Here is a 12,919-nt window from a genome sequence, read left to right on the forward strand (position 1 = left end):
TCCGAACGCGGGATGACGACCCGCACCCTGTGATACCGTTCCCGGGTGAACCGTTCGGTGCTCCGGCCCCGCACCGTCATCGCGAGCCGCAGGCGAAGCGACCCAGGGCAGCGCGCGGTTTGAGACGGTGGCGCCCCTGGATTGCTTCGCTCCGCTCGCAAAGACGGAGAGCGTCGATCCCGAACCCTTCAGCCGGACGTCGTAGGAGAGATGCAACCCCCTCTCACACGCAGTCCGCCATTCCGGGACTGCGCAGCAGGGCCCGGACCGACGGGCCCTCTCGCAAACGCCGCTGCCAAGCCTGCGTTGACCCGCGTTCGGAGCCGTGGTCCGCGCGGGGCATCGCGCGATGTCACGAACGCGCGACATCCGGTGGCCCCGGACCGTGCGGCGGGCTATGCCCGGGCGCCGCGCCGGACCCCGGACGCGGCCCGTCCGCGGGGGCGGATCGGCGCCGGGCGAACCGACGGTGAGGACATGGGCTTCGTCGACTTCCTGTACGCGGCGCCGGTCTGGCAGATGGGCTGCATCGTCAGCGCCATCGCGATCGGCGGCACGACCTTCAGCATGTTCCTGATCGACCGGCTCTGGCCGAAGGAGCGCCGCCGCCTCCACAACGACATCGCCGGCTTCCTGATCGCGGTGGTCGGCATCGTCTACGCGATCCTGATCTCGTCGCTCGCGATCACCGTGCTCGCCCGCAAGGACCGGGCGGAGAACCTCGTCTACGAGGAGGCCGACCGGCTCGCGGCCCTGGAGCGCGAGGTGGTCGTGCTGCCCCAGGACGTGCGGCCGGCGATCCGCGCCGAGATCGGCGCCTATCTCGACGCGGTCATCGACCGCGAGTGGCCGCAGATGCACCGGGCGGAGCGCCCGGATGCCGGGGAAGGCGCGCTGGCCGCCCTCTGGCGGGCGGTCGCGGCCCTGCCGATGACGAACCTCGCGGAGATGACCGGCGCCCAGGAACTCCGGCGGCACATCGACCGGCTCTACGAGATGCGCCGGGGCCGCAGCGACCTCGCCACCTCGGGGGTCGATCCCGTGGTCTGGACGGTGGTGCTGCTGGGCTCGGTCGCGACGGTGGTGTTCGCGGTCATGTTCGGGGTCGAGAACTTCGTCGCCCACCTGTTCATGAGCTGCCTGCTCGCCTTCTCGATCGCGCTGGCGATGACGATGATCGTGGCCCTGGACTGGCCGTATTACGGGCCGGACTCGGTCCCGTCGCAACCGTTGATTGATTTGAGGGCCAACCTCGACTGGCACTCGTGAGGGCGGGACCCGCCCGTCAGGTCCCTCGGGGCTTTCAGGTCCCGCGCGGTTTGGCGCGCCGGGTGGGATCGGCGGCGAGGGGGTCCTCCGGCCAGGGGTGGCGGGGATAGCGCCCGCGCATCTCGGCGCGCACGGACGCCCAGGAGCCGCTCCAGAAGCCCGGCAGGTCGCGGGTGATCTGGAGCGGGCGCTGGGCCGGCGAGAGCAGGTGCAGCACCAGGGGCCGCCCGCCCGCGCACGGATGGCGGTCGAGGCCGAACAGCTCCTGCACCCGCACCGACAGGGCCGGCTCCTCGGCGCCGTAATCGACGGGGATCCGCGAGCCGGTCGGCACCTCCACGTGGGTCGGCGCCCGCGCGTCGAGCGGCGCGCGCAGGTCCCAGGGCAGCAGGGCGTGCAGCGCGCCGGCGAGGTCGTCGGCGGTGACCGCCGCGAGGCTCGGGCGCCCGACCAGCGCGGGGGCGAGCCACGTCTCGATCGTGTCCGCCAGCGCCGCGTCCGACAGGTCGGGCCAGGGCTCGCCCTCCGCCGCCCGGAGGAACCGGACGCGGGCCCGCCACTGCGCCAGCGCCGGATTCCAGGGCAGGCGGTCGAGGCCGAGCGCGCCGATCCCGCGGGCGAGGCTCGCCGCGGCCTCGGCGTCGGCCGGAACCGGCAGGGGCCGCTCCCCGAGGCTCACCGCCCCGAGGCGGCGGACCGCGCGGGCGCGCAGGGCCGCGGCGGCGGGGTCGAAGGTCACCTGCGTCCGCGCCTCGATCCGGTCGGGGAACAGCCGCTCGATCGTCTCCGCGTCGATCGCCGCGGCGGCGAGGATGCGGGCGTTGCCGGCGGCGCCCGCGAGGTCGGCGACCACAAGGAAGGTCTCGCGCGCCAGTGCGCTCGCCGAGTCGAGACGGCCGGCCCGGCCGTTCGCCATCACGAACTCGCCGTCGCGGCCGCGGGCGCGGGCGATCCGGTCCGGGTAGGCGAGCGCCAGCAGGGGGCCGGCCGGCGCCGGACCGGCGTCGCGCCCTCCCTGGTCGCGAACCCCACCCGCGCGAACCTCACTTTCGCGTACTCCCCCGGCGCCGCGCGCCCAGCCCTCCGCCAGCCGGCGCATGTCGGCGGCGCGGCCGCCCCGGTCGCGGCGGAAGCGCTCGACCCGCTCGTCGAGGTCGGCGCCGTCGCCGCCGAGGCCGCGCTCCACCAGCACCGCCGCGAGGTCGGCGGCCGCCCGGGCGCGGCCCTCCGCCGCCGCCGCGGTGACCATCCGGGCGAGCCGCGGCGGCAGCGGCAGGGCGCGCAGGCGCGTGCCCGCGGCGGTGAGCCGGCCGTCGGCGTCGAGCGCCCCGAGATCGGCGAGCATCGCCCGCGCCTCGGCCAGCGCCGGGACCGGCGGCGGGTCGAGGAAGCGCAAGGCGCGCGGGTCGGTCACGCCCCAGGCGGCGCAGTCGAGGACCAGCCCGGCGAGGTCGGCGGAGACGATCTCGGGCCGGGAGAACGGGTCGAGGGCGCCGGTCGCCGCCTCCGCCCACAGCCGCCAGCACACCCCGGGCTCGGTGCGGCCGGCGCGGCCGCGGCGCTGTTCGGCCGAGGCGCGCGAGACCCGCGCGGTGGAAAGCCGCGTCAGCCCCAACCCCGGCTCGTGGACCGGCACCCGCGCGAGCCCCGAATCGACGACGATCCGCACGCCCTCGATGGTGAGCGAGGTCTCGGCGATGGCGGTCGCGAGCACCACCTTGCGGGTGCCGGGCGCGGCCGGGGCGACGGCCCGGTCCTGCTCGCCCGGGGTGAGCGCCCCGTAGAGCGGGGCGAGGACCACCTCCGGCCCGACCCGCCCGGCCAGGAGATCGTGGGTGCGGCGGATCTCCGCCTGCCCCGGGAGGAACACGAGCACTGAGCCCGGATCGGCCCGCAGGGCGCGCAGGGTGGCCTCCGCCACCGCCTCCTCGATCCGCCGGTTCGGGTCGCGGTCGAGATGGCGGGTCTCCACCGGGAAGGCGCGGCCCTCGGAGGCGATCGCGGGGGCGTCGCCGAGCAGGCCGGCCACCCGCGCGACGTCGAGGGTCGCGGACATGACGAGGATCCGCAGGTCCTCCCGCAGGCCGCCCTGCGCGTCGAGGGCGAGCGCGAGGCCGAGGTCGGCGTCGAGCGAGCGCTCGTGGAACTCGTCGAACAGCACCGCGCCGATCCCCGTCAGCTCGGGGTCGTCGAGGATCATGCGGGTGAACACGCCCTCGGTCACCACCTCGATCCGGGTGCGCGCCGAGACCTTGGAGCCGAGCCGGACGCGCAGGCCGACCGTGCCGCCCACCGCCTCGCCGAGGGTGGCCGCCATCCGCGCCGCCGCAGCCCGGGCGGCGAGCCGCCGCGGCTCCAGCAGCACGATCTTGCGGCCCGCGAGCCAGGGGGCGTCGAGCAGGTCGAGGGGCACCCGCGTGGTCTTGCCGGCGCCCGGCGGCGCGGCCAGCACCGCGGCGTTGCGCCCGGCGAGCGCCCGGCGCAGATCGGGAAGCGCCGCCTCGATCGGCAGGGCGGGGGCGGAGGCGTCCATGGCGCCGCTGATGGCGCGCCGCGGCGGCCGAGGCAACCGCTCGGCCCTGCCGGCGCGATCCCCCGGACATCGCCCGAGGACTGGCCATCGCGCCCGGATCGACACGTTCGGGACGAAACGGCAAGCTCTCGGCAGGGAAAACAACCGCGCGTCGCGGCCGTGATCAGTCGACTGTGGACATCGGGCCGGGCGGGTTCACGACGGTGTCGCAGCCGGCATTGTGTAGGCGCGGGCTTGTCGGTATGGAACCCGTCCTTCACCTGCGGAGCGTCCGTGCCGAACGATCGAGACTCCGGCCCGACGGGACGGCCGCACGCGACGCTGGGTCGGATCGCGGATGCCCTGGGCCAGCCGCGGAGCCTGTTCTACGACGACGGCGCGGCGACCGCCGACCTCGCCAGCCTCATCGAACTCGTCCGGCTGTGGGACGGCCTGAGGCGCGACACGGACCGGGAGGAGGTGCTGGCGCTCGCCCGCACGCTGGCCGCGGCCCAGGACGCCCGGGACGACGCGGCGGAGTGAGACCCGGCAAAAGCTCGGGCACGGGACGGGGATCAGGGCGCCCAGCGGCAAAGCGGGCGCGCCGAGTCTCGCGTCCCGGCGCGCCCGAGTCTGGGTCCGGCCTCGGGAATGGCCGCGCCCGTGATATCCCACGATCGCCGGGATCGACAGCCGGCCAATCCTGATTTGAGCCGATCGCAACCGGCCGTTGCATCACGACAACAGATCGTCCGGCCCGGAGACGGGGCGGATACGCAGTCTTCCGGCAGAGATCGACACGCTCGGTCCGGGCGCGCCCTGGCATTCGCGCCGGGACCCCCCATCTGGGCCGCATGGACACGATCGTCGCATGGCCCTGCCGCGTCTCCGTCATCCCGAGCGAGACCGAGATCGGCTGCTTCCGCTGGGTGATCCGCGGGTCCGACGGCGCGCTGGTGGCGCGCTCGCCCTACGCCTTCGTGACCGCGCTCGGCGCGGAATTGTCGGCCGACCTGTGGCTGCGCGAGATCGAGGCGCATCACCAGCCCGAGTGATCACCCGCTCGCGTGACGGGGCCACGCCGGCATCCTGTGGGTTGCGGGGATAAGTGAGCGCCGCGCGTCCGGGATCGGGGATCGTCGCCGGGGGGTGAAGCCCCTGGGCGCCTAGGGGCTTCGCGGGAATACCACCACCGCGTGCGCATCGCCGACGGGACCTGCCGTGCGTTGACGGGGCCGGTCCCGGCGTGGCTTGTTCTCTTTTCGTTCCATGGCACGAGGGAGAGAGCGATGCCGCGCGAGGCGCCCGTCGACCGTCCGGACCACGCCTGCCCGGTCGAGGCGATCACCGCCGCCTATCTCGGCTTCGCGGGGGGCGACGCCCGCCTCGCCCTGCGCTGCGCGGTGGCGGACGCCCTGTCCGACCTGCTCGACGCGGAGCGCCGCACCCGCGAGCGCAGCCGGCTGATCTCCCGCGGCTACGTCCGCGGCGCCCTCGCCGAGGCCGAGCCTGGGGCCGAGTCCCGGGCGCCCCCGAACTGAACGGCGGCTGCACGGCCGCTTCAGGCCCGGTGCAGCGGCGGACGGTGAAGCTCCCGGTCGTGATCGGGGCGCCGCTGCGGCGACCCCGCGGAACGGGAGACGAATCATGACGCGGATCGCTCGGGTCGCGGCCGCCGCGCTGGCGGGCGCCGGACTCGCGACGGGCCTGCTGGCCGCCCCGGCGGCCGAGGCGCGCGGCGGCGGCGGCGCGGTGGCGGCCGGCATCATCGGCGGGCTGGCGGCCGGGGCGCTCCTCGGCGCGGCCGCACAGGCTCACGCCGCGCCCGCCTACGGCTATCCCGCCTACGACGGCCCGCCCCCGCCGGCCGTGCGCCGGGTCTACGGCCCCGACCCCTACGGCGGCCCGGTCTACGAGACCCGCCGGGTGGTGATCGACGAGCGCGTGCCGGTCGGCTACGGCCCGGGCCGCGGCTGGCGCGGCGACTGGCACGGGCCCTACGGCGGGCGCGACTGGGACGGGCCCTACGGCGGGCGCGGCTGGTGATCCGACGCGGGTACTCTCACGCCGGGGCCGCTCAGATCGCCTCGTAGGCGAACAGCAGAGCGATCATCGACAGGCCGATCAGCCCGAGCACGAAGCAGGCATCGGCCGCGCGCTCCAAGCGGAGGGCGAGGTCGCTATCGGCCGCGACCCGGATCGACAGGTAGGAGCCGATCGCGCTCGCCAGGAACAGGACCGCGGCGAGCGCCGCCGCCTCGTCGACGCGGCTCGGCCCGGTCTCGGTCTCGTAGATCTTCACCAGCCCGATCAGCGTGGTGCACACCCCGATCATCGTGCCCGCAGTCGGCAGGATGTGGTGCGAGAGGCCGCTCGCCCGCGCCGTGGCCCGCAAGAACATGCCGCTTTCTCCCCGTGACCGCGACGCGGGCCGCCCCGGCTGTCGCGCGGGCGAGCCTGAGTATAGATGCCGGCGCGGGCGTGGCACGGGCCCGCGCAACACGGGGATCGCCATGAAACCGCTCGCCTACGCCCTCGCCGGGGCGCTCGCCCTCGGCGCCGGACTGACCGCCGAGGTCGCGCCCGCCCGCGCCGACGAGGTCGCCGTCGGGACCTATCGCGGCCGGCCGGTCTACCGTCACCGGGTCGCCCAGCGGCCCCGCCGCGCCGTGCGAGAGGTGATCGTCGAGCGCCCGGTCTACCGGACGCGCCGGGTCGTGCGCACCGTGATCGTCGAGCGGCCGGTCTATCTCCGTCCGCGCCCGGTGTTCCGCGAGGTGGTTGTCGGGCCCTACGGCTACGGCCCGCCACCCTACGCCTACGGCCCGCCGCCGTTCCGGCCGCGCTTCGCCTACGGCCCGGGCTTCTACCGGCCCTTCCGCCCGATCGGCTTCGGGTACGGGTTCGGCCCGGGCTTCGGCTGGGGGCCGTTCTTCTAGAGCGCTCTCCGCCGAGGTGGACACCGGCTCGGCGGAGAGCGCGTCAAAGCAAAGGCTTGGAGCCGTGCGCGATCGCAACGCGATCGGGAACGGCTCTAGCGGGGCGTTCTTCTCCGGGGCGGGACCGCCTCAGCCCCGGAACCGCGGCCGGGTCTCCCACCCGAGCCAGGCCGCGGTCAGCACCAGCAGCAGGGCGGCGGCGGCGCCGGTCCAGCCCAGGGCGTCGAGCCCGGCCCAGCGGCCCGGGCCGAGGGCGCGGACCAGCAGCGGCCCGGCGACCTGACCCGCGGCGAAGGCCGCGGTCATCCGCGCCAGCAGCGGCGTCGGGTCGTCCGGCCGCTCCTCGCGGGCCAGTTGCAGGCCGGCCATGGTGGCGACCATGAAGGTGCCGCCGACGAGCACCGCCGAGGCGATGACCGCCCACAGCGCCGGCACCGCCAGCGGCAGCCCGGTGCCGAGCGCCATCGCGGCCTGCGCGAGCGCCCAGACGCGCCGGCGCGGCCAGCCCGCCAGCCAGCGCGCCGCGGCGGCGACCGACAGCGCCGCGGCGAGGCCGAACACCGGCCACGCCAGCCCGAACACCAGGGGATCGGGCGTCAGCGCCCGGGCCATCACCGGCAGGAACGTGGCCGGCACGATGTAGCCGAACCCGAAGGCGCCGTAGCACAGCACCAGCGCGCCGTGGCGGCCCCGCGCCGCCGGCGCCATCGCCGCGGCCTCGCGCTCCGGCATCTCCGGCCCGGCCCGGGGCCCGCCCGCGCAGGCCCGGACGAGCAGCGCGCCGGCCCCGCTGATCAGCCCCAGTTCCAGCCACAGCCTGTCGGCGGGCTGGCCCCCGCCGAGCCACGCCAGCGTCCCGGTCAGCGCGATGCCGAGGCCGACGCCGGTGTAGATCCAGGCCCCGAGCCGCGGCACGCCCCGGCGGGCGAGGTCGGGCAGGCACCACGCGCTCGCGCAGATCAGCGCCCAGGCGCTGAACAGGCCCGAGGCGGCGCGCAGCCCGGCGCCGAGGGCGAGGCCCGCCCCCCGGTCGCTCCAGGCCATCGCCGCCGTGGTCAGGGTGATCCCGACGAGGCTCCAGGTCAGGCCGCGGCGCGGGTCGCGCGCGATCCGCGCCGCGGTCAGCGCGCCCATGAGGTAGCCGGCGTAGTTGGCCGCGGCCCACGCGGCGCCGGAGGCCGCGGTCAGGCTGCCGTCGCGCATCATCAGCGGCAGCAGCGGCGTGAAGGCGAACCGCCCGACCCCCATGGCGACCGCGAGGGCGACCGCGCCCGCCAGGACGATCGCGGCGCCGCGCGCGGGCGGGACGATGGGCGGAGCGGAGGACGGGGGCGGAGCGGAGGACGGGGGCGCGCTGCTCATGGATCCGCGATGAACACCCGATCCGACCGCTTGTGAAATGAATTTTCGTGATCCATCCTTCTCGCCATGAGAACGATGGACCTCGACGACCTGCAGATCTTCCGCTGCGTGGTGCGGGAGGGCGGCGTCACCCGCGCCGCCGGCCTGCTGCACCGGGTGCCCTCCAACGTCACCACCCGGATCAAGCAACTGGAGGAGCGGCTGGGCACGGCCCTGTTCCGCCGCCAGGGCCGCGGCCTCGCGCTGACCGATGCCGGGCGCACGCTGCTCGGCCACGCCGAGCGCCTGCTGCGCATGGCCGATCTGGCCGAGCAGGAGATGCGCGGCGGCGGCGTGCGCGGCGTGCTGCGCCTGGGCTCGCTGGAGAGCGCGGCGGGGGCGCGGCTGCCGCCGATCCTGTCCGCCTTCCACGCCCGCTACCCGGACGTGTCGATCGAGCTCCAGACCGGCACGACCCGGGCGCTGCTGCGCCGCCTCGACCGCTTCGAGGTGGAGGCGGCGTTCGTGTCGGAGCCGTTCGAGCGGGGCGGCCTGTCCTCGGTCCCGGCCTTCGCGGAGGAACTGGTGCTGATCACCGCCCGCGGCGGCCCGGCGATCGGCCGCGGCGGCGACCTCGGCGGGCGGACGCTGGTGGCGTTCCCGCACGGCTGCTCGTACCGGCGCCGCCTGATCGAGTGGCTGGCCGAGGACGGGGCCGCCCCCGACCGCGTGCTGGAGATGAGCTCGTACTACGCCATCGTCGCCTGCGTGGCGGCGGGCACCGGCGCGGCGATCGTGCCCGCGGAGGTGCTCGACCACGTGGTGCTGAGCGCGGCGGTGGAGCGGCACCCCCTGCCCGCGGCCCTGCGGGTCAACCGCACCTGCCTCGTCTGGGCGGGGGAGGCGAGCGCCCCGCTCCGGGCGTTCACAGAGTTGCTCCGACCGGAGGCGACCGGGGATCATACCTGACGCAGGTTGCGCCGCGCCGAAGGCCCGCAACCCGCATCCCCGGCTCTCGCGGACCGACGACCGCGGCACGGGCGACGGCATGACAATCCCGGCATGACAATCCCGGCCGTCCTGTCGCCTCCCGGGCCCGCGCGCGTTCCCATGGCCCCGGCGCGCACTAGTTCGACCCCTCTTTGCCTCCCGCGGCACGCCACAGGCCGGAGGCAGGGAATACTGATTGCACGAAGACCGGCACAGACCAGATCTTCCAGAACAAACGGCGAGGAAACGATGGACGACAGACCCGTGGACGAACAGCTCGAGAAGGCCGCGCTCGACTATCACCGCCTGCCCCGCCCGGGGAAGATCGCGGTGCTGCCGACCAAGGCGATGGGCACGCAGCGCGACCTCGCGCTCGCCTACTCGCCGGGCGTCGCCGCCGCCTGCCTCGCGATCAAGCGCGACCCGCTCACCGCCGCCGACTACACCTCCCGCGCCAACCTCGTGGCGGTGATCTCGAACGGCACCGCGGTGCTGGGGCTGGGCAACATCGGCGCGCTCGCCGGCAAGCCGGTGATGGAGGGCAAGGGCTGCCTGTTCCGCAAGTTCGCCGGGATCGACGTGTTCGACATCGAGATCGACGAGACCGATCCGGCGAAGCTCATCGACATCATCGCGAGCCTGGAGCCGACCTTCGGCGGGATCAACCTGGAGGACATCAAGGCGCCGGAGTGCTTCGAGATCGAGACGCGCCTGCGCGAGCGGATGAAGATCCCGGTCTTCCACGACGACCAGCACGGCACCGCGATCATCGCCGCCGCCGCGATCCTCAACGGCCTCAAGGTGGTGGACAAGCCGATCGAGTCGGTCAAGCTCGTCTGCTCGGGGGCGGGCGCGGCGGCCATCGCCTGCCTCAACCTGCTCGTGTCGCTCGGCATGAGCCGGGAGAACATCACCGTCTGCGACAGCCGCGGTGTGATCTACGAGGGGCGCACGGCGGGCATGGACCCGCAGAAGGCCCTGTACGCCCGGGCCACCGAGGCGCGCACGCTCGCCGACACGATGGCGGGCTGCGACATCTTCCTCGGCGTCTCGATGGCCGGCGTGCTGACGCAGGACATGGTCAAGGCGATGGCCGAGCGGCCGCTGATCCTGGCGCTCGCCAACCCCGACCCGGAGATCCGGCCGGAGGCCGCCCGCGCGGTGCGCCCGGACGCGATCATCGCCACCGGCCGCTCGGACTACCCGAACCAGGTCAACAACGTCCTCTGCTTCCCGTTCATCTTCCGCGGCGCGCTCGACGTCGGCGCCACGACGATCAACGAGGAGATGAAGCTCGCCGCCGTGCGCGCCATCGCCGACCTCGCCCAGGCCGAGCAGTCGGACGTGGTGGCCGCGGCCTACGGCACGCAGGACATCAGCTTCGGGCCCGACTACCTGATCCCGCGCCCGTTCGACCCGCGGCTGATCACCCGCATCGCCCCCGCGGTGGCGGTGGCGGCGATGGAGAGCGGCGTCGCCGCCCGGCCGCTCGACGATGTCGGCGCCTACCGGCGCTCGCTGGAGCAGGTGGTCTACACCTCCGGCACGGTGATGCAGCCGGTCTTCGCCGCGGCCGCCGAGACCGGCCTGCGCCGGATCGCCTATTCCGAGGGCGAGAACGACCGGATCCTGCGCGCCGCGCAGGTGGTGGTCGACGAGAAGCTCGGCCGGCCGGTCCTGATCGGCCGCCCGGAGCGGATCGCGCAGAAGATCCGCGATCTCGGTCTGCGCATCGCGGTCGGCCAGGACGTGGACGTGGTCGGCCTCGGCGACGAGGCGGTGGTCTCGGAGGCGGCGGAGGGCTACTACGCCCTGCGCAAGCGCGACGGGCTCTCCCGGGAGCTGGCCCGGGCGGAGGCGCGGCGCAACCCGACCCTGATCGGGGCGATGCTGCTGCGCTTCGGCCACGTCGACGGCCTGCTCTGCGGCGGGTTCGGCTCCTACCACAGCCACCTGCGCGCCGTGCGCGAGACGGTGGGCACGCGCTCCGGCGTCCAGGGCCTGACGGCGATGAGCCTGCTGCAATTGCCGCAGCACACGCTGTTCATCTGCGATCCCTACATCCACCTCGACCCGAACGCCGAGGAGATCGCCGGCATGACGGTCCTGGCCGCCGCCGAGATGCGCCGCTTCGGCCGACCGCCGAAGGTCGCGCTGGTCTCGCATTCGAGCTTCGGCACCGCCCGCAACCCGTCCGCCGAGAAGATGCGCCGGGCGCTCCAGCTCATCCGCGAGCGGGAACCGGACCTCGAAGTCGACGGCGAGATGCAGGCGGACGCGGCGCTGAGCCCGACCCTGCGCGAGCGGGTCTTCCCCGACTCGACGCTCAAGGGCGAGGCGAACCTCTTGGTGATGCCCAACCTCGACGCGGCCAACATCACCCTCAACGCCCTGAAGGTGGTGGCCGGCCAGGGCATCAGCGTCGGGCCGATCCTGCTCGGCGCCGCCCAGCCGGTCCACATCCTCACCCAAACGACCACGGTGCGCGGCATCGTCAACATGACCGCGCTCACCGCCGTCGCGGCGGGTGCGGCGGGAGGGGACCGGGCGTTGAAGGCGGACTGAACGCCTTCGCCGGCGACGGGTGGGCCCCACCCGTCGCCTCCGGGACAGGCTGCTGAACCGCACCGCGAGTCCCCTCCCCCGCTTGGGCTACCGGAAGCACGCATCGTGGCCCCGCGCACTCCCTCTCCCCTCTGCGGGAGAGCGACTGTCTGGGGTGTCAAGCGGGTTGGGGCAGAGCGGCACGGAGATCTCGGGCTTTTGCGTTGAGGCGCACGAGCAGCTTGTGGGCGAGGGCGACGCGGATGACCTTCTTGGGCTTGCCGGCTTGGCTCAACCGCTGATGGAAGGCTTGGAAGTCCGGTTCATGGCGGCGGACGATCTCGGCCACCACGAACAGGATGCCGCGCACGCTCGCGCGCCCGGCCCGGATCGGCCGCGGGCCGGTGCGGCGTCCGCTGTCGTTGGCCAGGGGGGCGAGGCCGGCGAGCTTGGCCGCCGCCTTGCCCGAGAGCGTGCCGATCTCGGGCATCTCGGCCATGAGCAGCGCCACCGTGCGGCCCGCCACGCCCTTGATCGTGCGGAACTCGGCCTCCAGCGCCGCCCAGAGCGGGTCGGCGGCGAGCGCTTCGGCGATCAGCGCCTCCAGGCGCCGGGTCTGCGCCGCGACCGCGGCCAGGATGGGCGCGAACGAGGCCAGGGCGTCCGGATCGGTGACGAGACGGGCTTGGTTGCTCTGGCTGACCTTGAGCGCGGTGAGCTGGCGCAGGCGGGTCACCAGGGCGGTCAGCCGGGCCTGCGCCGCCGAGGCGAGCGGGGTGGGCCGGACAGCCTTGACCTGCGCGTACCAAGCGATCAGCCCAGCATCGATCCGGTCGGTCTTCTCCAGCACGCCCATACCCTCGGCGAACCGGCGCACGGCGCGCGGGTTGAGCAGCGCGCAGGCGAGGCCCTCGCCCCAGAGCAGGCCGAACGCCAAGCGCTCGTAGCCGCCGGTGGCTTCCATGGCCACCACGTCGACCCGATGCGTCCGGCAGAAGGCGACGAGGTCGGCCAGACCCTCCGGCGTGTTGCGGCAGGTGTGTTCGGGCCCGTCCCGGCCCAGGCGGGCGACCAGGGTGTCGGCGCCGATGTCGACGCCACAGAGGATGCGTGTCACGGTGACCTGCCTTGTCCATGCGAGCGGCAATCGAGCGACTGTCCGGTCGTGCGTGACGAGGCGGCGTTCGGTCCCAAAGCTCTCCCACGGTTGTGGCCGGAGGGTGGGCGGGCGCCAAACGCCGCGCGCCGGGTGGGGTGGCCACCCCACCCGGCGCAGCCCCAATCTCAGCACATCACAGGGCCGCCTCCTAGATACAAGGGTGGC

12 protein-coding genes are annotated in these 12,919 nt (G+C 74.5%); 8 read left to right on the plus strand and 4 right to left on the minus strand.

What is annotated here, in order from left to right; all coding sequences use genetic code 11:
• The first annotated feature begins 372 nt into the window (after window positions 1-372).
• A complete protein-coding gene (locus tag Q8W71_RS07835) occupies window positions 373-1,269 on the plus strand; it encodes a bestrophin-like domain (RefSeq protein WP_305524778.1) in 897 nt (298 codons plus the stop codon).
• Between the two features lie 34 nt (window positions 1,270-1,303).
• On the opposite strand, the gene hrpB is transcribed toward Q8W71_RS07835, so the two are convergent.
• Window positions 1,304-3,802 (minus strand): ATP-dependent helicase HrpB, encoded by a 2,499-nt coding sequence (gene hrpB, locus Q8W71_RS07840; RefSeq protein WP_305524779.1) that lies wholly within the window; start codon window positions 3,800-3,802, stop codon window positions 1,304-1,306.
• Window positions 3,803-4,075: 273 nt separating this feature from the next.
• Here hrpB and Q8W71_RS07845 point away from each other — a divergent pair, with 273 nt between their 5' ends.
• The 4 genes from Q8W71_RS07845 to Q8W71_RS07860 all read left to right on the plus strand — a co-directional run bounded on the left by Q8W71_RS07845 (window position 4,076) and on the right by Q8W71_RS07860 (window position 5,827).
• Window positions 4,076-4,324, plus strand: coding sequence for a hypothetical protein (locus tag Q8W71_RS07845; protein ID WP_305524780.1), 249 nt, complete (start codon window positions 4,076-4,078; stop codon window positions 4,322-4,324).
• A gap of 311 nt (window positions 4,325-4,635) precedes the next feature.
• Window positions 4,636-4,836: a hypothetical protein gene (locus Q8W71_RS07850; RefSeq protein ID WP_305524781.1), complete on the plus strand. Its 201-nt coding sequence runs from the start codon at window positions 4,636-4,638 to the stop codon at window positions 4,834-4,836.
• A 234-nt stretch (window positions 4,837-5,070) separates the two neighbouring features.
• Complete coding sequence (locus Q8W71_RS07855) at window positions 5,071-5,322, plus strand: hypothetical protein (RefSeq protein ID WP_305524782.1); 252 nt, start codon at window positions 5,071-5,073, stop codon at window positions 5,320-5,322.
• 106 nt (window positions 5,323-5,428) lie between these two features.
• Window positions 5,429-5,827 carry a hypothetical protein gene (locus Q8W71_RS07860; RefSeq protein WP_305524783.1) on the plus strand — a complete coding sequence of 133 codons (399 nt, stop codon included), beginning with the start codon at window positions 5,429-5,431 and terminating at the stop codon, window positions 5,825-5,827.
• Window positions 5,828-5,858: 31 nt separating this feature from the next.
• Here Q8W71_RS07860 and Q8W71_RS07865 read toward each other — a convergent pair whose 3' ends face one another.
• A complete protein-coding gene (locus Q8W71_RS07865; protein WP_305524784.1) occupies window positions 5,859-6,182 on the minus strand; it encodes a hypothetical protein in 324 nt (107 codons plus the stop codon).
• Between the two features lie 112 nt (window positions 6,183-6,294).
• On the opposite strand from Q8W71_RS07865, the gene Q8W71_RS07870 reads away from it, so the two are divergent.
• A complete protein-coding gene (locus tag Q8W71_RS07870) occupies window positions 6,295-6,720 on the plus strand; it encodes a hypothetical protein (RefSeq protein WP_305524785.1) in 426 nt (141 codons plus the stop codon).
• A 129-nt stretch (window positions 6,721-6,849) separates the two neighbouring features.
• Here the strand turns inward: Q8W71_RS07870 and Q8W71_RS07875 are convergent, their stop codons facing one another.
• Window positions 6,850-8,082 carry a YbfB/YjiJ family MFS transporter gene (locus tag Q8W71_RS07875; protein ID WP_305524786.1) on the minus strand — a complete coding sequence of 411 codons (1,233 nt, stop codon included), beginning with the start codon at window positions 8,080-8,082 and terminating at the stop codon, window positions 6,850-6,852.
• Window positions 8,083-8,157: 75 nt separating this feature from the next.
• On the opposite strand from Q8W71_RS07875, the gene Q8W71_RS07880 reads away from it, so the two are divergent.
• Together Q8W71_RS07880 and Q8W71_RS07885 are read left to right on the plus strand one after the other, a co-directional pair.
• The gene (locus Q8W71_RS07880; RefSeq protein ID WP_305524787.1) at window positions 8,158-9,030 is read left to right on the plus strand and encodes a LysR family transcriptional regulator; all 873 of its coding nucleotides are present in this window, start codon (window positions 8,158-8,160) and stop codon (window positions 9,028-9,030) included.
• Window positions 9,031-9,300: 270 nt separating this feature from the next.
• Window positions 9,301-11,616 (plus strand): NADP-dependent malic enzyme, encoded by a 2,316-nt coding sequence (locus Q8W71_RS07885; protein ID WP_305524788.1) that lies wholly within the window; start codon window positions 9,301-9,303, stop codon window positions 11,614-11,616.
• Between the two features lie 157 nt (window positions 11,617-11,773).
• Here Q8W71_RS07885 and Q8W71_RS07890 read toward each other — a convergent pair whose 3' ends face one another.
• Window positions 11,774-12,712, minus strand: coding sequence for an IS110 family RNA-guided transposase (locus tag Q8W71_RS07890; protein ID WP_305524427.1), 939 nt, complete (start codon window positions 12,710-12,712; stop codon window positions 11,774-11,776).
• Window positions 12,713-12,919 lie beyond the last annotated feature (207 nt).

This window comes from Methylobacterium amylolyticum (assembly GCF_030700245.1).
Lineage (GTDB): Bacteria > Pseudomonadota > Alphaproteobacteria > Rhizobiales > Beijerinckiaceae > Methylobacterium.

Bases quoted from the DNA above. Each gene is read 5' to 3' on its own strand.
- hrpB (WP_305524779.1), bottom strand. From the start codon at position 3,802: ATGGACGCCTCCGCCCCCGCCCTGCCGATCGAGGCGGCGCTTCCCGAT.
- Q8W71_RS07850 (WP_305524781.1), top strand. From the start codon at position 4,636: ATGGACACGATCGTCGCATGGCCCTGCCGCGTCTCCGTCATCCCGAGC.
- Q8W71_RS07855 (WP_305524782.1), top strand. From the start codon at position 5,071: ATGCCGCGCGAGGCGCCCGTCGACCGTCCGGACCACGCCTGCCCGGTC.
- Q8W71_RS07860 (WP_305524783.1), top strand. From the start codon at position 5,429: ATGACGCGGATCGCTCGGGTCGCGGCCGCCGCGCTGGCGGGCGCCGGA.
- Q8W71_RS07865 (WP_305524784.1), bottom strand. From the start codon at position 6,182: ATGTTCTTGCGGGCCACGGCGCGGGCGAGCGGCCTCTCGCACCACATC.
- Q8W71_RS07870 (WP_305524785.1), top strand. From the start codon at position 6,295: ATGAAACCGCTCGCCTACGCCCTCGCCGGGGCGCTCGCCCTCGGCGCC.
- Q8W71_RS07875 (WP_305524786.1), bottom strand. From the start codon at position 8,082: ATGAGCAGCGCGCCCCCGTCCTCCGCTCCGCCCCCGTCCTCCGCTCCG.
- Q8W71_RS07880 (WP_305524787.1), top strand. From the start codon at position 8,158: ATGGACCTCGACGACCTGCAGATCTTCCGCTGCGTGGTGCGGGAGGGC.
- Q8W71_RS07885 (WP_305524788.1), top strand. From the start codon at position 9,301: ATGGACGACAGACCCGTGGACGAACAGCTCGAGAAGGCCGCGCTCGAC.